Below are 20,807 nucleotides of genomic sequence, written 5' to 3' on the forward strand. Positions count from 1 at the left end.
GGGTCAGGGGTGAAGCGTTCGCAGCGCGCCGGGGTGGCCGTGCGGGGGACGTGAGGGGCCTCCCGGTCCAGGCCCTTCAGGGGGTGCCGGGCCGGGGCCGGTCCAGCGGTGCGCTGTCTTCCGGGCTGCCGTCCAGTCTAGCGGCAGGCAGGGTGAAGTGAAAGCGGCATCCCATCCCTTCCTGCGACTCCAGCCAGATGCGTCCCCCGTGCAGTTCCACGATCCGGCGGCAGATGGCGAGGCCCAGTCCGTTGCCCTGGTAGCGGGCGCGGCCGTGCAGGCGCTGGAAGATCACGAACACCTGCTCCTGGTACTCCGGCGCGATCCCGATGCCGTTGTCCTCGACCGTGAAGCGCACGAAGTCGCCCTGCGGTTCGGCGTGCACGTTCAGGTGGAGCGTCAGGTCGTCACGGCAGAATTTCAGGGCGTTCTGCATCAGGTTGAAGAGCAGCTGCGTGATGAGGCTCTCACGGCCCAGCACGGGCGGCAGGGGGGCGACCGTCACGTGGGCGGCGCAGCGTCCCACCTCTTCCTCCAGCGTGGCGAGGACGGCGTGCGTGACGTGGGTCATGTCGACGGGCGCGAACTCCAGCTGCTCGGCGCGGACCTTCGCGAAGCTCAGCAGGTCCTGAATGAGGCGCTTGAGGCGTTCGGCGCCCTCGATGACGTTGCGGGCGTAGAACTGTCCGCGTTCGTCGAGGCGGTCGCCCTGCGTGGCGAGGAGCAGGCCCGCGAAGCTCGCGATGGTCCGCAGCGGTTCCTGCAGGTCGTGGGACGCCACGAAGGCGTAGTGTTCGAGGTCGGTGTTGGAGCGCGTGAGGTTGACGTTGCTGGCCTCCAGCGCGTGCCGGGACAGCTGCAGCGGCGTGACGTCCGTGAGGAGCAGCAGCGTACCGCGTTCCTGCTCGTCGCGCTGCAGCAGGAACCAGCGCGGGCCGTCCGGGGTAGGGAGTTCCTGCGGCTCGTCCGGCAGGGTGTCGCCGTGCAGGTACAGCTGCGCGAGTTCCGGCCAGAGGTCCTGCAGGCGCGTGCCCTGCGGGGGCTGGTCGTGCAGGTGCAGTGCCTGCAGGCCCGCGCGGTTGATGCGCGTGACGCTGCCGTACTCGTCCAGCACCCACAGCTGGGAGGTCATGGTGTTCAGTACGCCGTCCAGGGTGAGGCCGGTACGGCGGCGTTCCTCGCGCTCGCGGGCCAGTTCGCCCTGCACGGCGCTCACGCGGGTGTCCACGCTGGCGCGGGCCTCGACGCTCTCCTGCCAGCGCAGCCAGGCGGGCAGCGCGTCCGGCTGCGTCACGTGGCGCAGGCCGTCACGGATCTCGGTGGCGAGGCGAATCAGCACCCACAGATTCAGCGCCAGGGCCAGCAGCGACAGCAGGGTCAGGAGCGGCAGCCAGCGCCCGGCGAGGCCCGCAATCTGGCCCTGAATGCCGTTCACCTGCGCGTGCCCGGCCTCCTCGACCACGTCGAGCTGCACGCGGATGTCGTCCACGAGGCGCTTGCCGAGTCGGGCGAGCTCCAGGTCGCGGCGGGCGCCCGGGCCGCGCGTGAGGACCGGCCCGGCGTACGTCTGCCGCCACTGCACGATCAGCACCTCGGCTTCGGTCGCGGCGCGGTTCACGCGCGTCATCCCGGTCGCCTGCGCCGCCTCCCGGAAGGCCTGCAGGTGCGGGCCGAGCGTGCCGATCACGTGGTCATACGGCTGCAGGAATTCCGGTGAGCCGGTCAGGGCGTAGCCGCGCAGTCCGGTCTCCATGTCGAGCACGTCGGCGCGCAGGCGTTCGGTGGCGTTCAGGTTGCTGGAGGCGCGCTGCAGGTTCAGGGCGTGGGAACGCAGCAGCAGCAGCACGCTCAGCAGCGCGAGCAGCACGAGTGCGAGCGCCACCCAGGCGGGCACCATGCGCGCCATGACATGAACGATCACGCTTCTCGGCCGGGTGGGGGCCGGGACGGGTTGCGTGTTGTCCGGGGACGGGCGCGCGAAGGGACGTTCAGTCATCGGTTGTCACTGCTTCGCTCACGTGCCACGTCTGCCCCCCGGCCTCCAGCCACACCTCGTCTGTCCTGTTCCTGCCGTCGTCGTGTTCACCGTGTGACTGCACCCGCGGTGACGCTCTCCCCTGTCGGCCTGTGCTGGCGCGGTACTGGAAGTGTAGCGTAGCCTCCAGTGAAGACATGGTGAACTATCCTCCAGGGCCTCCACATGCGGCCACATCAGCGGGTACAGGACCTGCACGCGAACCGGGCCGCCCCTTTCGGAACGGCCCGGCACGGAGCGGGACGGGGCGGCTCAGCCCTTGACGCTGCCCGCCAGCAGGCCGCGCACGAAGTACCGGCCCAGCACGATGTACACGAGCAGGGTGGGGATGGCCGCCAGGATCGCGCCCGCCATCGGCAGGTTCCAGCTGACCGCCTGACCGCCCGCGAGCTGCGCGAGCGCGTACGTGACGGGCTGGCTGCTGGTGCTCGTGAGGGTCGCGGCGAACAGGAACTCGTTCCAGACCTGCGTGAACTGCCAGATCACCACGACCACGAAGCCGGGAATGCTGATCGGGAAGATGACCTTGCCGTAGATGCTCCAGAAGCCCGCGCCGTCGATGGTGGCCGCCTCGATCAGGGCGTCCGGCACGTCGGCGTAGAAGTTCCGGAAGATCAGGGTGGTGATCGGGATGCCGTACACGACGTGCGCGAGCACCAGCGCCCAGATGCTGCCGTACAGGCCGAGGGACTTCACGAACTGGAAGAGCGGGATCAGCACCGACTGGTACGGGATGAACATCCCGAACAGCATCAGCGCGAAGAGGGTGTTCGCGCCCCGGAACTTCCACTTGCTGAGCGCGTAGCCGTTCAGGCTGCCGAGCAGCGCGCTGAGGGTGGTGGCGGTCACGGCGAGGAACAGGCTGTTGCCCATGTTCCCGCCGACCTTCGCCCACGCGTCGCTGAAGCTCGACCAGTTCAGGCCCTTCGGGAGCTGCCAGGTGGTGGCGAGGTTGATGGCGTCCGGCGTCTTGAAGGCCGTCACGATCAGCAGGTACACGGGCAGCAGGAAGAACAGCGACGCGACGAGCAGACCGGCGTACATCAGGATGCGGCCGGGCTTGAGGGCGGGCCGGGCGGGCGGCAGGGTCGTTTCGGACTTGCTGAGCGAGATGGGGGTGGTGGTCATCAGCGGGCCTCCTCGGTCTTGAACTGGCTCGCCAGGTACGGAACGATGATCACGGCGACGAGCAGCAGCAGCACCGTCCCGATGGCCGCGCCGACCGCGAAGGCGTTCTGGCGGAAGGACGTGATGTACATCAGCAGGGCGGGTACGTCCGTGGCGGCGTTGTCGGGGCCGGTCATGGCGAACACCAGGTCGAAGATCTTCAGGCTGATGTGGCCGAGCACGATCATGGCGGACAGCGTGATCGGGGCGAGCAGCGGGAAGATGACGTGACGGTACGTGTCCCACTCGCCGGCGCCGTCCACGCGGGCCGCCTCGCGGATCTCTTCGGGAATGCCGCGCAGGCCCGCGAGGTACAGCGCCATGGTGTAGCCGCTCATCTGCCACACGGCGGCGATGATGATGCCGATGAAGGCAAGGTTGAAGCCGTGCAGTTCGGGGGCGGGCAGCAGCTTGACGTTCGGGCCGACGAACAGCGCCCACACGAGCAGCAGGGCCGCACAGCCGGCCGCGACGAGCGTGCGGGTGCGCTGACCGGCCCGCATCGCCTGGAACGCCACGACGCCCAGCACGACGGCGACCACGGCGGCCGTGATGAGCGGGATCTTGTTCCAGTCGAAGGACAGGATGCTGCCGCGGCTGGTGAGCCATTCGCTCTTGGCGGGGTCGAGGTGCAGCAGCTGGTTCAGGCCGCCCTGCGGCTGCAGCATCCAGCGCCAGATGGTGCCGGTCACGATGAAGGACAGGCTCATGGGGAACAGGAAGATGGTGCGCCACAGGCCCTCGCCGCGCGGGTTGCGGTCGAGCATCAGGGCGAGCGTGAGGCCCAGCCCGAGGCAGCCGGCGATGAAGAACACCGTGAAGAACAGGGTGCTGATCATGTCCTGCCGGAAACGGACGTTCAGGCCGCCGGTGAAGAGGTCGGTGTAGTTCTGCAGCCCGATGAATTTGATGACGGGCGTGAGGCTCATCGCCTGAACGGGGTCGTTGCCCCAGTCGGTGAGGCTGGTGTAGCCGGTGCGGGCAATGAAGCCGTACACGAAAATGGCGAGCAAAATGATCGACGGGGCCAGCACGATCTTGGACCAGAGGCGATCGGTGTTCTTCATAGGGTGGACCTGTGGTTTCTCATTGTGGCGACCTCAAAGGAGCTTCTGGTGTTGGGGGGTGCGGTGCGTGCGCTGCGGGTGGCGTGCCTGCCCGTGGCGCGGGTCGGGCCTTCTCTTGTGGGTGGGGGCCGGACCCTGAAACCTCCGGTGGCCGCTGGGGCGCACCGGAGGCGTGCCGGGAGCGTGGCTGGGCCGCGCTCCGGCCGTGGGTTTACATGCCGATCTTGGACTTGGTGGCCAGGTCCTGGGCGGCCTGGGCGGCGGCCTTCGCGTCGCGGTTGCTGACGAAGGCGTCGTTGATGCTGCCGAAGCCGCTGGTGAAGGCTTCGTTGGCGGCGGCGCCGTGCACCATGCTGCCCACGATGACCTTGCTCTTCCAGTCCTTGGCGGCGCTCTGGCTGTACGTGCTGTACTTGCTCAGGTCGCTGTCGGTACGGGCGGCGATGCTGCCCTTGAGGGGGTTGAAGGTGTCCTGGCCTTCCTTGCTGCCGAGCAGCTTGAGCCAGTTCATGACTTCGGTCTTGTCCTTGGCGCCCTTGGGCAGGCCGAAGGAGTCGGCGAGCATGATGAAGGTGCCGTTCGTGCTGGGGCTGGCGCTCCAGGCGAAGTCGGTGCCGGCCTTCAGCTTCTTGGTGGTGGTGAGGTACCCGGCGGCCCAGTCACCCATGATGTTGAAGGCGGCCTGACCGGACAGCACGCGGTCGGTGGCCTGCTGCCAGCTGAGGCCGGCGGCGTCCTTGTTGGCGCAGTCGAGGACCTTGCCGTAGGTGGTGAACACGCCGACCACGCGGGGGTCCGTGAACTTCAGCTTGCCGCTCCACAGGTCGTTCCAGCCTTTGGGGCCGAGCACGCCGACGGCGACGGACTCCCAGATCATCTGCTGGGTCCAGTTCTCACCCATGACGAGGGGGGTGGCCATGCCCTTCGCCTTGAGCTTGTTGCAGGTGGTGAGGAAGGTGGACCAGCTGGTGGGGGCGGTGACGCCCATCTTCTTGAGGGTGGCGGGCACGTACCACATCACGTTGCTGCGGTGCACGTTGACGGGCACGCTGTAGATGCCGCCCTTGTAGCTGATGAGGTCGATGACGGCCTTGGGGAACTTGCTGGCCCAGCCTTCGCTCTTGTAGAGGCTGCTCAGGTCCTCCATGCGGCCCGCGACGACCCACGTGCCGGTGAGTTCCTGGCCGGCGTGCGCCTGGAAGCTGTCCGGCGGATCGCCGCCGAGCATGCGGGTCTTGAGGACGGCCTTGGCGTTCGTGCCGGCGCCGCCGGTGACGGTGGCGTTGTCCACGGTCACGCTGGGGTACTTGGCGTTGTACAGCTTGACGAGCGCGGCAAGGGCGGGGCCTTCGTCACCGGCCCACCACGAGAAGATCTCGAGCTTGCCGGCCGCCTGGGCAGCGCTGGCGAGCAGGGCTGCGGCGGTGACGGTGACGATGGCGGTCTTGGTGCGGTTCTTCATGAAAAGTCCTCCGTGAGGGACGTGGATGGTGAAGCGGACAGCGGCACCCGTGGGACGGGCGTGGGAGGGAAAGCGGACGGAACTTCTCGCCGGGCCGCCTGGACCGGTGGGGGCGCGCGCGACCCCGAGGCGTTCTGGGCCGTGGCGCGGCTGACGCGGGTGAGTTGCCCGATCCCGGCGGGCGAGTACAGCAGTTCGAGCATCATGACGCCCGCACCGAGCACGCCGATGTCGCGGCCCAGGGTGCTGCCGGTGATGCTGACGTCGCCGCGGTTGACCTGCATGGCGCGCTCCTGCACCACCTGACGCACGGCGCACAGCAGCGGTTCGCCCGCGGCGGCCATCTGCCCGCCGATCACGACGGCGGACGGATTGAAGAGGTTGAGGGTGGTGGTGATGGCGACGCCGAGGTGACGGCCCACTTCGGCCCACAGGTCGCGCGCCAGGGGGTCCGTGCCGCTCAGCCGGGTCAGGTCGCCCATGCGGCTGTCCTCGGTGAGGGACGTGCCGGGGTAGCGGTGCAGGCGGGTGCGCATCTTGGAGAGGACCACGCCGGCCGCCGCGTAGCTTTCGAGACTGCCGGGGTTGCCGCTGCGGCCGAGCGGGCCCTGTTCGTTGATGCTGATGTGCCCGATCTCGCCCGCGCCGCCGCTCACGCCGCGGTGCAGTCGCCCGCCGAGCAGCACGCCGGACCCGATGCCGGTCGCGGCCTTGATGTAGATGAGGTCCGGCGTGCCGCGGCGCTCCCCGAACTTCCATTCGGCGAGCGCGCCGAGGTTCGCGTCGTTGTCGACGAGGACCGGCACGCTGAACAGTTCACCGAGCGAACGGGAGACGTTCTGGCCGTCCCAGCCGGTCATGTTGGGCGGGCGGATGACCTCACCGGTCCGGAAGTCGACCGGGCCGGGAATACCGACGCCGACCGCCGCGACGTGCGCTTCGGGCACGCCCGCCTGGGCCAGCACGTCCAGCGACAGGCGGCGCATCAGGGTGTACGTGTCGGCCGGACCGGTGCGGATGTCGTGCGGCTGCTCGCAGCTGGCGATCACGGTGCAGCGCAGGTCCAGCAGGGCCACGCGGACGTGGCTCGCACCGAGGTCGATGCTCAGCAGGTACGCGGCCGTCTGGTTGAGGCTGAGCATGGTGGCGCGGCGGCCCACCCGTTCGCTGACGCGCGCCCCGACCTCGTGCACCAGTCCGGCCGACAGCAGGTCCTGCACGATGCTGCTGATGGCGCTCCTCGACAGGCCCACGCGGCGCGACAGGTCGATCCGCGGCGCGTCCTGCTGCCAGAGCAGCTGGAGCAGCAGCAGACTGTGCTGTACGCGCACAGCGGCCATGTCGAGAACGTCGTAGTTCATGGGACTCCTGGCAGGGGGGACGGAGGCGACGGAAGCCTGGGGCAGGTCGGGGTGCGGCGCGGGGCAGTAAGATGAACCCACGGTGAACGGCACCCGGCTCGGAAATTTAGATGCCCTAAAGATAGGCCGCCATCGTTTTGTTTGTCAAACGGACGAACCATTGCATCCGGCCGCCCTGGCGCGCCCCACCCCTCCCCTCCTCCACCCGTGAGCGGCCCTCACGCCTCTGTCGCCCGCCCCACACGTCCGTCCCACGGGGGCGGACGCGCCCGGAGCGCTGCACTACACTGGGGCGCGTGAGCAAGCCCGCCCCCAGCATCCAGATGTTCGGCCTGAAGAAATCCAGCGCCACGCGCGCCGCCGAACGCTTCTTCAAGGAACGGCGCGTCAAGGTGATCTTCGTGGACCTCGGCGCGCGCCCCATCGCCAGGGGCGAACTCGGGAGGTTCGTGCAGAAGTTCGGCCTCACGGCCCTGCTCGACCTGAACGGCAAGGCCTACGAATCGCTGGGCCTCGCGTACCTGCGCATCAGCGAGGAACGCCTCACCGAACGCGTCATCGAACACCCCGAGGTGCTGCGCCTGCCGCTCGTGCGCGGCGGCAAACTGCTCAGCGTCGGCGAGGACCCGCAGGGCTGGGCCGCCATGCTCGCCCAGGACTGACGGCCCCCGGTGCCTTTCTGACGGGTTGCTGAGAAGCGCCTGTACTTTCTGCGCGGCCTCTTCAGCTGCCGGTCAGTGACGCGGAGCACCATACGGCCATGAACAAGACCAAGCTCACCGCCCTGCTCGCCCCCCTGGCCCTCGGCGCCGTCCTGCTCGGCACGGCCGTCAGCACCAACGCCTCGGCCGCGCCCAAGCTGTCCGCGCAGAGCATCATCGTGAACCCCGTGCAGACCAGCCTGAGCGTCAAGGTCTGGACGGACCGCGACACCAGCGGCGCGCAGACCCCCAACTACTCTGTCGGCGACAAGATCCGCATCTACACCAGCGTGAACCAGGACGCATACGTATACCTGTTCAACGTGGACCCCAACGGGCAGGTCGACCTGATCCTCCCCAACCGCTATGCGGGCGGCGCGAACTACGTGCGTGCCGGGACCGTCAAGGCCTTCCCCAGCAGCCAGGACCGCTTCACCTTCGACATCGCCGCGCCCTACGGCCTGAACAAGGTGCTGGCGCTCGCGTCCAAGACCCAGCTGAACCTGAACGACATCGCCACCTTCCAGACGCAGAACAGCAGCCAGGGCTTCGCGGACGTCAAGGTGCAGGGCCAGCAGCAGCTCGCGCAGGCGCTCAGCATCGTCGTGAACCCCGTCCCGCAGAACACCTGGATCAGCGACACCGCGTACTACAACGTCGCGCAGGGTTACAGCGCCCAGCCCGCCCCGGCCCCCGTCGTGAGCGTCCCCAGCTACGGCTTCCCCGTCTACACCCCCCAGGGTGACGAGTGGCGCAGCACCTTCAGCACCGACCGCAACGCGGACGACGTGTACGCGTACTACGCCGCGCAGCTGCAGCGCCAGGGCTTCCGTCAGGTGGACCGCCGCGCCGACCGTGGCCGGTACGCGGGCGAGTTCCAGAACGGCAACAGCACCAGCGAACTGCGCATCACCCTGAACGGCGGCAAGGTCGAAGTCGTCATCATCAAACGCAACTGATTCTCAGCAGAAGCTGAGGCACAATGGAGGAGCTTTCCTCCTCAGAGAGCAGACGGGGCGGGACTTCCGAACAGGGGTCCCGCCCCTTCCGTCATGACGCAGCGACATGAAGAAGCGGCCCCCGGAAGACAACTCCGGGGGCCGCTCGACTGAACTTCAGGAGTTCAGCTCAGTCTGGTCTCACTTGACGGTCAGGGTGATCTTGCCGGCCACGTCGGCCGAGCCGGTCTGGCTGACGGAGTACGTGATGGTGCCCTTGCCGGGCTTGCTGGTGTAGCTGTATCCGCAGGTGCCGTCGAGCGGCAGGACCTTGCTGCCGATCTTGCGGTCGCCGCGCGTGACGGTGACGGTGTAGCTCTTGCCGCTGCCCACGCCGCCGAAACGGAAGGGTTCGGCGACGGTCTGCCCGTCGGGAATGCTGAGCGAGAAGTCCTTGGTGCAGGCCGCCGTGCTGGCCGCCGCGGCCGCGACGGTCGCCTTGACGCTGCCGAGTTCGGCGCCGTCCGGTCCCTTGATGCTGTAGGTGTGCGCGCCCGCGGCGGGGCTGGGGACGTTCAGGGTCCACATGCCGTCCGTGCCGACCGTGACCTTGCCGAGGCTGACGCCGTCCTCGAAGATTTCGAGCACGTCGCCGGGCTTGCCGCTGCCCTTCAGCTCGAAGGCGCCCGCGGGGAGGTTCGCGTCGGAGGCGGGCGCGGCGATGGAGAACTTGCCGTTCATGTCCATGCCGCTCATGTCGCCCGCACCGGCAGCCGTGCCGGCCGCGGCGGCCGCCTTGACGGTCAGGTTGAGGTTCTCGCTGCTGCCCGCCTCGCTGATGGCGTACGTGTGGTCACCGGCGGTGGGGGCGGGCACGTCCGCGCTGAAGGTGCCGTCCTCTCCGACGGTGGCCTTGCCGACCGGCTGGCCGTTCTCGCTGACGGTGACTTCCTCGCCGGCCGTGCCGGTGCCTTTCACGGCGAAGGGGCCGCTGACGGCCGCGCCGTTGGCAGGCTCGGTGACGGCGAAGACCGCGGCGGGCTTGCCACGCAGCAGGAAGCAGCCGCCGAGCAGCAGCAGGAGCAGCAGCGGCAGCAGCCACAGCCAGCCGAGGCCCTTGCGGCCCCCGAGGGCCGGGTTGCTGTGCAGCACGCCGCCGCCCAGCCCAGCGCCCTCACCGACGGTCGCCATGCCGTCCGTGACCGCGCCGCCCACGCCGCGTGCCGCGCCACCGACCGCGCCCGCAGCGCTGCCGAGACCGCCAGCCGCCGCCGCACCCAGGCCAGCGGCCGCACCGCCGATCCCGGCAGCCGCGCCGCGCACGTCCTTGCTGAGGTTGGTCGCACCGGCGCTCAGGCCGTCACCGAGGCCGCTCACGGTGCCCTGAACGCCGTCCGCCGCCTTGCCCAGACCACCCATCGCGGCCGCACCGAGACCCGCCGCCGCGCCGCCCAGACCGGCTGCTGCCGTGCCCAGACCGCCGAGGCCACCACTGAAGAGGCCGCCGAGGGTGGAAGCGTTCAGGCCGAACTTGCCGGCCTGCTGGCCGATCATGCCGAGCATGAGCGGCAGGATCATCTGCATCATGCCCTGCACGCCGCCGCGGCTGGCGCCGGTCTGCTGCGCGAGGCCCTGCACGGTGTCGTCGAGGCGGTTACCGAGCAGCTGCGGCAGCAGCGCCGTGCCCTTCTGCCGCAGGGTGGTGAGGCTGTCAGGGGCGGCGAGCAGGTCCTGCGGCGTGCCGTGCGGCACCTGCGCGGCGAGGTCCAGCACGTGCTGCGCGCCGGCGGTCGTGGCGACCTTGTCGGTGATGACCTTGAGCTGCGCGGGCAGCACGGCCTGGCCGATCTGCTGCGCCTGCGCGGCGTCGAGGCCGAGCACGCCGCCCAGCCGTTCCATGACCGGGCCGTTCAGCTGGCTTCTGAAGAGTTCGAGAAAGTCCATGGTGGTGTTCTCCTTGTGGCGCTCCTGAGGGCGGAGTCGCCGGTCCTGCGTCTGGTTGAGTTCCGTCCGTCCGAGTTGAGCGGCATGACGATCGTTCCCCGATGAGTGGCTTCCCAGTTCAGGCTAGCAAGGATGTGAGAGGCCTGAGACAAATGTGGAGTATCCGTCATTTATGTTTCCTTACGGCTGCAGGTGCAGCCAGCGCGGGGGGATTGACATTCAGGTATGGCGTTCCGGCGCGGCCCGCTACAGTGAGTGCATGACCACCACCCCCCCCCTGCGCGTGCTGCTGACCGGCGCGTCCGGCGAGGTCGGCACGGCCCTGCGCCACGGCCTGCACGGCACCTTCGACCTGATCCTCACGGACCTGAACCCCCCCGCCGACCTGCAGGCGCACGAAACGTACCGTCAGGCCGACCTGCAGGACCCCGAACAGGTCCGGGCCGCCATGGCGGGCGCGCAGGCCGTGATCCACCTGGGCGGCATCGCCAACGAGCACCGCTACGACCGCATCCGCGCCGTGAACATCGACGGCACGCAGCACGTCCTGCAGGCCGCGCACGAGCACGGCGTCACGCGCGTCGCCTTCGCGTCCAGCATCCACACGGTCGGCTACTACCCGCGCAGCGAGCAGGTCAGCCCCGACATGCCGGTCCGCCCCGACACGTTCTACGGCGTCAGCAAGGTGGCGGGCGAGGCGCTGGGCCGCATGTACTGGGAACGTCACGGCCTGGAATTCGTGTCGGTCCGCATCTGCTCGTTCCTGCAGCGCCCGGAGTACGAACGCAACCTCAGCACGTGGCTCAGCCCCCGGGACGCCGTGCAGCTGTTCCGGCAGGCGATCACCGCGCCCCGCGTCGGCTACCTGACGGTGGCGGGCATCAGCGGCAACACGCGCGCCTGGATGACCCGCGACGGCTGGGACACCCTCGGGTACGTCCCGGAGGACGACGCCGAAACCTACCTGCAGGCCGTTCAGGGCCGCACGCAGGGCGCGCAGGGCAGCCGCACCGAGTCCAACCAGGGCGGCGTGTTCACCGAGCCGGACTACGTGGGCCTCGCCGCGACCGAACCGCGCTCCTGATACGATTTTGAGCTGAACTTTTGGAGTTCAGCCGAGCGAAGCGAGCACCAAAAAATACGGTTTTGAGGAGGTGGAAGCGGGCAAGCGTCCTGCAGGGCGCTGTTTTGCCCAAGAAGGGATGTCGGTGCTTTTCCCGGCATCCCTGGAATCGGATCAAACCCGTATGACCCGCACGCGGGCAGGACAGGAGAGGGGGCCACCCGCGCGCGCGGCATGTGGCCCCCTCTCCTGCGGCTCTCCCGGTTGCGGCACCGGTCCAGCGGTGACGCGAGCCGCATGGCGCGAGCACCGGCAGACCGGCGGGCGGATCACTTCATGGTCTTGCTGATGAGGGCGTTGCTGTAGAAGTCCGTCGCCTTGAAGGTCGCAGGGAGCTTCCCGGAGCGCTGCAGGTACGCGACGGCCTTGCTCCACCCGGCCGGGTCGCTGAACCCCAGGCCGTTCTGACGCGTCGCGGCGGACTGCATCAGCGGCACGCTGGCCTTCAGCACGTCGAGGTTCCCGCCGCCCGACCCGAACACCGGCTGCGCCACCCGGAACGCCTGCGCGCTGCTGGCGACCGTGAACTTCAGGCCGCGCTGCGCGGCACGCACGACGCGCTTGGCGATGTCGCCCGTCAGGGTCTTGCCGGTCGTCATGAGGCCCACGCCGACCATCGGGTACGCGCCCGTCACGTCGAGCGTGTCGGCCTTGATGCCCGCCGCCGCGAGCTGCACCACCTCGTTGTTCACGTAGCCGACGGCGGCGTCCACCTTGCCGCTGCGGACCGCTTCCAGCTGCGTGAACCCGATGCTGGCGAGGCGGATGTCGCTCTCCTTGAGTTTCGCGGCGTCCAGCAGGGCGCCCAGCGCGAAGTAGCTGCTGCCGAACGTGCCGGGAATGCCGACCGTGCGGCCCTTGAGGTCCGCGGCCGAGTTGATGTTCCTGGCGGGCAGGCTGAAGACCGTGACGGGAATCTTCTGGTACATCGCCATCACGTACCGGACGTCGGCGCCCTGCGCGCGCGCGAAGATGGCGTCCTCGGGATCGCCGACCACGAAGTCCAGCTTGCCCTGCAGCAGCAGCGGCATGAGTTCCGACACGTAGCCGTGCTGGTACTTGACGTTCAGGCCCTCGGCCTTGAAGTACCCGAGCCTGTCGGCGACGTAGAACGGCGTGAACTGCACGTTCGGGATGTACCCCAGCCCGATGTTCACGGTGCGGGTCGCCTGCGCGGACGCGGCGGGCGCGAGCGCCAGGGACAGGGCGAGCAGACCGGACAGACGGATGGCGAAACGGTTCCTGTTTGAATGCATGACGTGTACCGGCCTGCACGGGACGCAGGTCGGCCTCCTCCTTCTCTCATCCGGACTGTGCCCGCGACGTGCGCGGGGGAACCGTCGGCCCCGGAATCTCACCGGGTCGGGCCGCGCCGTACCGCATCTGGCGCTGGCTTCGCGGGCTGAGGCGCGGGGTGTCCCGCGACCGTCACCGCCGGTAGGGCGTTTCACCCTGCCCCGAAGGATGGCTTTCGCCACTCATGAATATACCGGGCGGCGCGGGACGCACTGTCTGAAAGGTCAGGGTTTCCCGGCGGGCGAGGCAGATACAGTACGGGTGTGTTCCTGCTGCGCCGCCCCACCCCTGCCGCCGTGCAGGCCTTCCTGCACGCCCAGCGCCGCTCGGGACTCACGTACCCCGAGGTGGGCGGGACGCGCGGCGGGCCTCTCCCGGCCGGGTACGCGCACGACCGGCACCGGGCGCTGCTGGGGCACGGCGCGGACTGTTACGCGCGGGCGCGGGACGCGCTGAACTCCTGGCAGATGTTCAGGACCGGGTGGATCACGCTGTGCACGCCGGACGCGGCGTTCCGGGAGGGCGAGACGCTGGTGGTGCAGGTCGCGCACCTGGGCTTCTGGAGCCTGATCGCGGACCGGGTGGTGTACACCGTGGACGAGGAGCGCGTGTGCGCCTTCGGGTACGGGACGCTGGACGGGCACGCCGAGCAGGGCGAGGAACGGTTCACGGTCCGGTTCGCTCCCGGCGGGGAGGTGTGGTTCGAACTGCTGGCCTTCTCTCGGCCCAGGCACCCGCTCGCGCGGCTGGGCGGGCCGGTCGTGCGCGCGTTGCAGCGGCGCGCGGCGCGCAGTTACACGGCCGCGATGCGCCGGGCCGTGAACGGCTGACCCGGCCTCCCCTGCCCCGCCTTCCTTCTCCTTCCGGCCGGGTCAGTGCTGGCGGCGGCCGCGCAGCACGCGGCGTTCCAAGCTGCCGACGAGCTGGTTGAGCGTCACGCCGAGCAGGACCAGCAGCACGATGGCGGCGTACTGGCGGGGGCCGTTGTAGTACGCGCGCGCCTGATTCACCGCGAAGCCGAGGCCCGGCTGGTTGCTCACGAATTCCCACACGACCGCGCCGATCAGCGCGAGGCTCAGGGAGAGGCGCATGCCGCCCAGCATCACGGGGAGTGCACCGGGCAGTTCGAGGTGCAGCAGGCGCTGCCAGCTGCCGGCACGCAGGCTGCGGAACAGTTCCTGGTACCCGCGGTCCACCTCGCGCACGCCGACCATGACGGAGATCATGACGGGATAGAAGGCGCTGAGTGCCGACACGAGCACGGCGGGCAGCACCCCGAAGCCGAGGGCCGTGATGAGGATCGGGGCGAGCACCACGACGGGCGTGCTCTGGCTCGCGACGAGGAAGGGGCTCAGGAAGCGTTCCAGCCAGTGCGAGCGGCCGAGCGGGTAGCCGATCAGGAGGCCGACGAGCGTGCCGAGCAGCGCGCCGAGGATGGCCGTGCGGGCCGTGAACCACAGCTGCGGGAGGAGTTCGGTGTGCGCCCTGAGCAGCTCGGTCCACACGAGGGTCGGGGCGGGCAGCAGGAACGGCTGGTGCAGCGTCACGGCGATCAACTGCCACAGCAGCAGGCCGAGCAGGACGGCCAGGGCGGGCCACAGCCACCCGAGGGGCGGGCCGCGCCTTGCGTCCTCGCGCAGGCGGGTGCTGTCGCCCTCGCCGAGCAGGGCGCGCAGTTCCGCTTCGAGGCCCTCGGTGTACGCGCTCGCGCGGCCCTGGCGGGCGGTGTCGAGCACGCGGACGATGCGGCCGTCGCGCAGCACGGCGACCCGGTCGGCGAGGTACGTGGCCTCACGGATGGAGTGCGTGACGAGGACGGTGGTGCGGCCGGTCTTGTCGTGCAGGTGCAGCAGTTCGTCGTTGAAGCGTTCGCGGACGAGCGCGTCGAGGGCCGCGAACGGCTCGTCGAGCAGCAGCACGTCGCCCGACTGCGCGAGTGCCCGCGCGAGGGCCACGCGGGCGCGCATCCCGCCGGACAGCTGCGCGGGGTAGTACGCGCCGAAGTCGTTCATGCCGACGAGTTTCAGGGCGGCGTCCGCGCCGAGCTGGCCGAGGTTCAGGTCGGCGGGCAGGCGCACGTTGGCGAGCGCCGTCCGCCACGGCAGCAGCCGGTAATCCTGGAACACGAAGGCGGGCGGCGTGCTGACCCGCACCTGTCCCGCCTCGGGCGTCAGGAGGCCGCCGATGACGCGCAGCAGGGTGCTCTTGCCGCCGCCGCTCGGGCCGATCAGGGCGAGGAACTCGCCGCGCCGCACCTGCAGGTTCACGTCGTCCAGAATGACGGTGCCGCCCAGCCGGACGCGCACGCCGCTCAGTTCGATGGCGTTCCCGCCGTCCTGGCCGGGCGTCACGTGAGCCGCCCGCGCGTGTTGACGAGAATCACGCCGCCCACCGCGATCAGGCCGCCCAGCACGCTCAGCAGGGCGGGCGTCTCGTGCAGCCACAGCCACGCGATCAGGATGGCGAACACCGGGCTGACGTAAAGGAAGCTGGTGGTGCGGCCCGCCCCGACCCGCGAGATCGCGAAGGTCCAGCTGAGGTACGCGAGCGCGGACGGGAACACGCCCAGGTACACGACCGCGAGGTGCGCGCGCACGGGCGCCTGCGCGAGCTGCGCGCCGAGGCCCGGCAGGAAGACCAGCATGGGGATCGTCCCGGCGATCAGGCTCCAGACCGTGAACTGCGCGGGCGGCACGCGTTTCAGGATGGGCCGCTGGAACACGAAGTACACACTGGTGAAGAGGGCCGCCGCGAGGATCAGCAGGGCGCCCTGCGTGAAGCTGAGAGCACCCTGGGTGGGGGCGTGCAGGCTGCTCAGGCCTTGCGTCGTGGCGTGCAGGCCGCTCAGGCCTTGCGTCGTGGCGTGCAGACTGCCGGGGTTGCCGAGCACGATCAGGGTGACGCCCGCCAGGCTGACGGCCGTGCCGATCCACCCGGTCGCGTTGAGGCGCTCGCCGCTGAAGCGGGCCGCGAGGAGCGCCGTGAAGACCGGCCCGGCCGCGATGATGAGGCTGGCCGTCCCGGCGGGTACGCTCAGCTCCCCGATGTTCAGGAGCACGTGGTACAGCGAGATGCCGCACACGCTGACCGCCAGGATGCGCAGCGCGTCCGGGCGGGACGGGAGCGGGAAGCGCTTCAGGACCGCGTACCCGCCCAGCACGGCGCTCGCCACCAGGAAGCGGTACAGCGCGAGGTGTTCGGGCGTGAAGGCGCGCAGGCCCTCGCGGATGCCCGCGAAGGCGGACGCCCAGAACACGATGGTGAACAGCACGGCCCCCAGGCTCAGCGGGTCGAAGCGGGCGGGGCTGCTGGCGGCCTTGGCAATCGGGGCGGCGGACGACTTCACGCTGGCAGGCTAGCACCGCCCGGCAGGACCGGCGCACGGGCGGGCCAGCGGGCGTGGGCGCGGCGGGACGCGGCATGAAGGGAAGCTTCACCCTTCGCGGCGCGCCACACACCCGTTCGCGCTACGCTGGGGACTGCGGAGGTCAGCATGGATACAAACGTAGGTCAGGAGCAGCGAATCATCTCGGGTGCCGCCGGTGGGCTGCTCGCCCTTCTCGGCGCGCGCAAGCGCGGCCCGCTGGGACTGCTGATGGCAGCGGCAGGCGGGTACCTCGTGTACCGCGCCGCGACCGGCAACGACCCGGTGATGCAGGCGGCGGGCGGCGGCACGGTCGCCAGCAAGCCGATCTTCGTGGAGCACAGCGTCGTCATCGACCGGCCCGCGCAGCAGGTGTACGACTACTGGCGCAAGCTGGAGAACCTGCCGCACATCATGAGCCACCTGGAGTCCGTGACGGTCCTCGACGACCGCCGCAGCCGCTGGGTCGCGAAGGCGCCGCTCGGCAGTCACGTGGAGTGGGAAGCGGAGATCGTGAACGACAAGCCCGGCGAGCGCATCGGCTGGCACAGCCTGCCCGGCGCGACCGTCGACAACGCGGGCAGCGTGCAGTTCGAGTCGCTGGCGGGCGGCGGGACGCGCGTACACGTCGCGCTCAGCTACCGTCCCCCGGCCGGGCCGCTCGGCGCGGCGGTCGCGAAGATGTTCGGCAGCGAGCCGAGCCAGCAGATCGCGGAGGACCTGCAGAAGTTCAAGCAGGCCTTCGAACAGAGCAGCAGCAAGAACTGATCCGGTTTTGAGCTGAACTTTTGGAGTTCAGCCGAGCGAAGCGAGCACCAAAAAGTACGGTTTTGAGGAGGTGAAAGCGGGCAAGCGTCCTGCAGGGCGCTGTTTTGCCCAAGAAGGGATGTCGGTGCTTTTCCCGGCATCCCTGGAATCGGATCAAGACCGTATCAGGCAGGCACGAAGGCGCGGGCACGGGGATTCCTCCTGTGTCCGCGCCTTCTCGTGCCGGGGTCAGCTGCGGCGGGAGCGGCGGGCGTCGCGGGCGGAGCGGAGTTCTTCGAGCACGAACACCAGGATGTTCAGCGCGTAGATCGCGGCGAGCAGCGTCACCAGGAACGCGCCGAGGCCCGCTCCGGCCGAGCCGAGAAGCGCGCCGGACGGGATCAGGCCGCGCCGTCCGGCCAGGACGGCCAGCGTGAGTGCCCAGCCGAGCAGCAGCACGCTGCCCCACGCGCCTTCCAGCAGGGCCGAGCCGGGCAGCAGCAGGGCCGTCAGGCGGTACAGCGGCGGGCGTCCGGCGGCGTGACCGGCCGGGAGGCGCGGCACGGCGAGCCACAGGATGCTGGCGGTCAGCAGGGCCAGCAGCAGCGTCACCCACATCCACTGCAGCGGGCGCGGCAGGCCGGTCGGGAGGCCGTTCAGGACGTTCCACGGGTCGCGCAGCAGGCCCAGGACGGAGCTGCCGGGCGGCGTGTCGAGCGCCTGGATGAGCGTCTGCTGGTCCGGGTAGCATAGCCGCGGCTGGTTGGAGCGCTGGCTCTCCTGGAAGGCCGTCTCGGGCGATTGCGGGTGCAGGCCCAGGTTGTACGAGGCGGGCACCTGGCCGGGGTCCAGCGCGAGCGCCTGCCGGTAACTGTCGCGGGCCTGGGCGGTGTCGCCGCCCACGCCGGACAGCACGCCGAGGTTGTTCTGGATGCAGGCGGAGGGGGCCGTGCCGGCACGGGCGTACGTCTGGCGGGCGGTGGCGGTGTCCCCGTCGAGCTGCGAGGCGAGGCCGCGGATGAGGGCGATGTCGGCCGCGTTGCCGCTCAGGGCGAGGCGGTCGAGGCCGTCGTAGAACCACGCGCCGCCGTACGTGCCGGCCGTGAGGGCCGGGGAGAGCAGGCGCGCGTTGACGCGGCCCGTCCACACCCACGCGGACAGGCTGATGAGCAGGCCGAGCAGCAGCGCGACGAGCACCAGTTTCTCGCCGAAGCCCGCGTAGCCGAGCGTGATGCGCCGCGCGCGGGACAGCGGGTGCCGCAGCCAGCTGCGCCAGCGGCCGCCGAGCGGCGCGAGGTCCTCGCCCTGCACGCGCCAGTAGTGCACGGCGTACCCGCTGAGGGCGGCGAGGATGGCGAGCAGCAGCGCGGCCGCCAGCAGGCGCGACGCGGCCTGCAGGATGAGCAGCGAGCCGGGTCCGAGGTTGTAGAGCGTCCCGGCGGACAGGTCGTGGGAGAACTGCCGCCACTCGTCGGCCTCCCCGCCACGGTCCTGCGCGTCGAGGATGCGGGCGTAGCGGGCGTACAGTTCCGGGTAGCCCTGGAAGCGCGGTGAGACGAGGCGCAGGTAGCGGATCCAGGCCTCGGCGCGGCGGAGTTTGTTCTGGGCGAGCAGGGTGTTCAGTTCGCCGAGCGGGTCGCCGTACGCGCGCAGTGCGTCCTGGCTGACGGTGAGGGCCGGGTCGTAGCCGCGTGCCGCCCAGTCGCTCGCGGCGCGGTCAAGGGAGAGGTCGGCAGCGGCGGGGTAGCCGGCCGCGTCGAGTTGCGCGGCGAGCTGCACGGACGCCGCGAACGGCACCTCGGCCGTCACGGCGCGCTGCGCGGCCGAGATGGCGCCGTAGCGGTCGCCGCGCAGTTCGGAGAGGCGCGCGAGACGCAGGTTCAGGAAGGGGTTGGCGGGGTCCTGCTGGCTCGCCTGCACGAGCTGCGACTGCGGGACGACGCTGGCGGCGCGGGCGAGCCAGCCGGTCACCTGCGGGTCGGGCGGGAGGACCACGCGGCCCTGGATCTGCATCTCGGCGACCGTGAAGGTCTGCCGGACGCTGCCGAACCCGGCGGTGGCCTGCAGCGTGCCGCCCCCGCCGTCCAGGGCGGACACCTCGCCGGGGAAGTCCAGCCGGACGCGCTGTTCGCCGTCGTCGGCGTAGCCGTACAGGGCGGGGCCGACGGCGAGCCACGTCAGGCCGTCCTGGCGGAGCGGGCCGCTGATCGGGCCGAGTTCCGGCGGGTACGTGCGGGTCCAGGTGGTCAGGCCGTCGTCGTTCTGGTACGTGAGGGTGCGGGCGTCGAGGGCGGCGTCCGCACCCGCGAGGCCCGCGCCGAGCAGGCCGAGCGTGGCGGCCAGCGCGGCGAGGCCGCCCCGGAAGGCGGCCAGGGGGCGGCGGGCGCGGCGCGGCGCGGGACGCGTCAAGTGGTGGCCTTCCCCCCCGCGTCCTGGCCGGGGTCAGGTTGCAGCAGCATGTGCACGGCGCGCGCCGCCATCACGGCCCCGCCCGCCAGGAATTCCGCGAGGCCGCGGTGCAGCAGCAGCGAGAACGCCACCCCGATGACCAGCATGCAGGCGGCCGCGAAGGGAATGGCGTTCAGCTTGAGGCGTTTCTGCAGGGTCGCCTTGTACAGCGGGATGATGAGCAGCGTGACGATGAAGGTGGGCGTGGCCGTGAGGGGCGCGGCGCCCATGAAGGCCCCGTTGAACGGTGCGATGCCGCCCCCGCCGGAGAAGCGGAAGTAGACGGGGTAGCAGTGGCCGAGCGTGACTCCCGCCACGGCCAGCCACGTGTACTGCGGGGCGTAGTGCTGCGTCACGACGGCCGCCAGGATGCCCTTGCCGATGTCGAGGGCCGTCACGATGATGGCGGGCCACAGGCCGTACTGCCGGTACGTGCCGCTGCCGCCGGGCAGGTCCTTGTCGCGGATGTCGCGGCCCCGCAGGCGCGAGTACAGCACGCCGAACACCAGCGAGCCGAGCAGATACGAGAGCAGCAGAACGAGGACGGCGACCATGACGGACAGTCTAGAGGGAATCGGGGACGGGGGTCAGCGGAGCAGGAACAGCGAGCCGAGGACGGCCAGCACGACGAGGTACCCGATGCCGGACAGCACGAGCGTGACGGCGGCCTGAACGGTGTCGCGCAGGTTCATGCTGGACTGCACGGCCAGGAAGCCGAAGTACACGGTGACGAGGCTGAGGAGCCAGCTGACGAGCCAGCCGAGGACGGGGATCACGCCGATGACGGTGCTGACGATGCTGATCGGCACGAAGAACAGCGCGAAGGTGTACGCCACTTCGGGGTACGTGCCGGTGCCCTTGAAGATGCCGCGCCCGACGAGGTACACGAGGCCCGTGAAGATCCCGAAGCCGAGGATCGTCTGGACGAGGCGGCTGAAGAACTGCCCGAGGACGGTCACGTCGGAGTGGAAGACCGCGAAGAAGCCCGCGATGAGGCCCGAGACGAGGGCGGCGAGCAGGACGTAGATGGCGGCCTCGCGGGTGCCGCCGCGGCGTTCGAAGCGTTCGAAGGCGGCGACGCTCGGCTGGGAGAGCACGGCGACGCTCTGCGGGAACATGTCCTGGATGGTGGCCTGCGGGTTGGGCTGCGTCAT

At 70.1% G+C, this 20,807-nt stretch carries 17 protein-coding genes and 1 riboswitch; of the genes, 5 read left to right on the forward strand and 12 right to left on the reverse strand.

Translation table 11 applies throughout. The features are described 5' to 3' along the window. Window positions 1-76 precede the first annotated feature (76 nt). From IEY33_RS14240 to IEY33_RS14260, 5 genes are all read right to left on the reverse strand, one after another. Complete coding sequence (locus IEY33_RS14240) at window positions 77-1,996, reverse strand: sensor histidine kinase (RefSeq protein ID WP_188963960.1); 1,920 nt, start codon at window positions 1,994-1,996, stop codon at window positions 77-79. 291 nt (window positions 1,997-2,287) lie between these two features. Further along, window positions 2,288-3,163 (reverse strand): carbohydrate ABC transporter permease, encoded by an 876-nt coding sequence (locus tag IEY33_RS14245; protein ID WP_188963961.1) that lies wholly within the window; start codon window positions 3,161-3,163, stop codon window positions 2,288-2,290. Beyond that, complete coding sequence (locus IEY33_RS14250; protein WP_188963962.1) at window positions 3,163-4,269, reverse strand: carbohydrate ABC transporter permease; 1,107 nt, start codon at window positions 4,267-4,269, stop codon at window positions 3,163-3,165. The genes IEY33_RS14245 and IEY33_RS14250 overlap by 1 nt, the downstream gene beginning before the upstream one ends. A gap of 211 nt (window positions 4,270-4,480) precedes the next feature. Next, on the reverse strand, window positions 4,481-5,731 hold the full coding sequence (locus tag IEY33_RS14255; RefSeq protein WP_188963963.1) for an ABC transporter substrate-binding protein: 1,251 nt from the start codon (window positions 5,729-5,731) through the stop codon (window positions 4,481-4,483). Continuing rightward, window positions 5,728-7,092 carry an ROK family transcriptional regulator gene (locus tag IEY33_RS14260; RefSeq protein ID WP_188963964.1) on the reverse strand — a complete coding sequence of 455 codons (1,365 nt, stop codon included), beginning with the start codon at window positions 7,090-7,092 and terminating at the stop codon, window positions 5,728-5,730. The genes IEY33_RS14255 and IEY33_RS14260 overlap by 4 nt, the downstream gene beginning before the upstream one ends. Before the next feature lie 323 nt (window positions 7,093-7,415). Here IEY33_RS14260 and IEY33_RS14265 point away from each other — a divergent pair, with 323 nt between their 5' ends. Both IEY33_RS14265 and IEY33_RS14270 read left to right on the forward strand, forming a co-directional pair. Next, entirely contained in the window at window positions 7,416-7,754 is a 339-nt protein-coding gene (locus tag IEY33_RS14265; protein ID WP_188964043.1) for an ArsC/Spx/MgsR family protein, read from the forward strand. 98 nt (window positions 7,755-7,852) lie between these two features. Continuing rightward, window positions 7,853-8,752, forward strand: coding sequence for a DUF4384 domain-containing protein (locus IEY33_RS14270; RefSeq protein ID WP_188963965.1), 900 nt, complete (start codon window positions 7,853-7,855; stop codon window positions 8,750-8,752). 180 nt (window positions 8,753-8,932) lie between these two features. On the opposite strand, the gene IEY33_RS14275 is transcribed toward IEY33_RS14270, so the two are convergent. Then, on the reverse strand, window positions 8,933-10,675 hold the full coding sequence (locus IEY33_RS14275) for a DUF937 domain-containing protein (protein WP_188963966.1): 1,743 nt from the start codon (window positions 10,673-10,675) through the stop codon (window positions 8,933-8,935). Window positions 10,676-10,934: 259 nt separating this feature from the next. On the opposite strand from IEY33_RS14275, the gene IEY33_RS14280 reads away from it, so the two are divergent. Next, the gene (locus IEY33_RS14280; RefSeq protein WP_188963967.1) at window positions 10,935-11,759 is read left to right on the forward strand and encodes an NAD-dependent epimerase/dehydratase family protein; all 825 of its coding nucleotides are present in this window, start codon (window positions 10,935-10,937) and stop codon (window positions 11,757-11,759) included. Between the two features lie 308 nt (window positions 11,760-12,067). On the opposite strand, the gene IEY33_RS14285 is transcribed toward IEY33_RS14280, so the two are convergent. After that, window positions 12,068-13,054 carry an ABC transporter substrate-binding protein gene (locus IEY33_RS14285; RefSeq protein WP_188963968.1) on the reverse strand — a complete coding sequence of 329 codons (987 nt, stop codon included), beginning with the start codon at window positions 13,052-13,054 and terminating at the stop codon, window positions 12,068-12,070. Between the two features lie 34 nt (window positions 13,055-13,088). Next, window positions 13,089-13,267, reverse strand: a riboswitch (FMN riboswitch). Window positions 13,268-13,357: 90 nt separating this feature from the next. Between IEY33_RS14285 and IEY33_RS14290 the strand changes: the two genes are divergently transcribed. After that, window positions 13,358-13,924 (forward strand): DUF1990 domain-containing protein, encoded by a 567-nt coding sequence (locus tag IEY33_RS14290; protein ID WP_188963969.1) that lies wholly within the window; start codon window positions 13,358-13,360, stop codon window positions 13,922-13,924. 42 nt (window positions 13,925-13,966) lie between these two features. On the opposite strand, the gene IEY33_RS14295 is transcribed toward IEY33_RS14290, so the two are convergent. After that, window positions 13,967-15,445: an ABC transporter permease subunit gene (locus IEY33_RS14295; RefSeq protein ID WP_188963970.1), complete on the reverse strand. Its 1,479-nt coding sequence runs from the start codon at window positions 15,443-15,445 to the stop codon at window positions 13,967-13,969. Further along, window positions 15,442-16,440, reverse strand: coding sequence for a DMT family transporter (locus IEY33_RS14300; protein WP_229671031.1), 999 nt, complete (start codon window positions 16,438-16,440; stop codon window positions 15,442-15,444). Before IEY33_RS14300 ends, IEY33_RS14295 begins: the two co-directional genes overlap by 4 nt. A 147-nt stretch (window positions 16,441-16,587) precedes the next feature. Here IEY33_RS14300 and IEY33_RS14305 point away from each other — a divergent pair, with 147 nt between their 5' ends. After that, window positions 16,588-17,226 (forward strand): SRPBCC family protein, encoded by a 639-nt coding sequence (locus tag IEY33_RS14305; RefSeq protein ID WP_188963971.1) that lies wholly within the window; start codon window positions 16,588-16,590, stop codon window positions 17,224-17,226. A 228-nt stretch (window positions 17,227-17,454) separates the two neighbouring features. Here IEY33_RS14305 and IEY33_RS14310 read toward each other — a convergent pair whose 3' ends face one another. The 3 genes from IEY33_RS14310 to IEY33_RS14320 are packed head-to-tail and all read right to left on the reverse strand — an operon-like array spanning window position 17,455 to window position 20,807. Further along, window positions 17,455-19,614 carry a hypothetical protein gene (locus tag IEY33_RS14310; RefSeq protein ID WP_229671032.1) on the reverse strand — a complete coding sequence of 720 codons (2,160 nt, stop codon included), beginning with the start codon at window positions 19,612-19,614 and terminating at the stop codon, window positions 17,455-17,457. Then, the gene (locus tag IEY33_RS14315; protein ID WP_188963972.1) at window positions 19,611-20,207 is read right to left on the reverse strand and encodes a glycerol-3-phosphate acyltransferase; all 597 of its coding nucleotides are present in this window, start codon (window positions 20,205-20,207) and stop codon (window positions 19,611-19,613) included. Before IEY33_RS14315 ends, IEY33_RS14310 begins: the two co-directional genes overlap by 4 nt. A gap of 33 nt (window positions 20,208-20,240) precedes the next feature. After that, window positions 20,241-20,807, reverse strand: a complete 567-nt coding sequence (locus tag IEY33_RS14320; protein ID WP_188963973.1) for a YIP1 family protein — start codon at window positions 20,805-20,807, stop codon at window positions 20,241-20,243.

Source organism: Deinococcus aquiradiocola (genome assembly GCF_014646915.1).
Classification (GTDB): domain Bacteria; phylum Deinococcota; class Deinococci; order Deinococcales; family Deinococcaceae; genus Deinococcus; species Deinococcus aquiradiocola.

Excerpts from the sequence above, each read along its gene's own strand:
- IEY33_RS14240 (WP_188963960.1), bottom strand. The coding sequence starts at position 1,996 with ATGACTGAACGTCCCTTCGCGCGCCCGTCCCCGGACAACACGCAACCC.
- IEY33_RS14285 (WP_188963968.1), bottom strand. The coding sequence starts at position 13,054 with ATGCATTCAAACAGGAACCGTTTCGCCATCCGTCTGTCCGGTCTGCTC.
- IEY33_RS14305 (WP_188963971.1), top strand. The coding sequence starts at position 16,588 with ATGGATACAAACGTAGGTCAGGAGCAGCGAATCATCTCGGGTGCCGCC.
- IEY33_RS14250 (WP_188963962.1), bottom strand. The coding sequence starts at position 4,269 with ATGAAGAACACCGATCGCCTCTGGTCCAAGATCGTGCTGGCCCCGTCG.
- IEY33_RS14280 (WP_188963967.1), top strand. The coding sequence starts at position 10,935 with ATGACCACCACCCCCCCCCTGCGCGTGCTGCTGACCGGCGCGTCCGGC.
- IEY33_RS14315 (WP_188963972.1), bottom strand. The coding sequence starts at position 20,207 with ATGGTCGCCGTCCTCGTTCTGCTGCTCTCGTATCTGCTCGGCTCGCTG.
- IEY33_RS14275 (WP_188963966.1), bottom strand. The coding sequence starts at position 10,675 with ATGGACTTTCTCGAACTCTTCAGAAGCCAGCTGAACGGCCCGGTCATG.
- IEY33_RS14255 (WP_188963963.1), bottom strand. The coding sequence starts at position 5,731 with ATGAAGAACCGCACCAAGACCGCCATCGTCACCGTCACCGCCGCAGCC.
- IEY33_RS14265 (WP_188964043.1), top strand. The coding sequence starts at position 7,416 with ATGTTCGGCCTGAAGAAATCCAGCGCCACGCGCGCCGCCGAACGCTTC.
- IEY33_RS14270 (WP_188963965.1), top strand. The coding sequence starts at position 7,853 with ATGAACAAGACCAAGCTCACCGCCCTGCTCGCCCCCCTGGCCCTCGGC.
- IEY33_RS14260 (WP_188963964.1), bottom strand. The coding sequence starts at position 7,092 with ATGAACTACGACGTTCTCGACATGGCCGCTGTGCGCGTACAGCACAGT.
- IEY33_RS14320 (WP_188963973.1), bottom strand. The coding sequence starts at position 20,807 with ATGACGCAGCCCAACCCGCAGGCCACCATCCAGGACATGTTCCCGCAG.
- IEY33_RS14245 (WP_188963961.1), bottom strand. The coding sequence starts at position 3,163 with ATGACCACCACCCCCATCTCGCTCAGCAAGTCCGAAACGACCCTGCCG.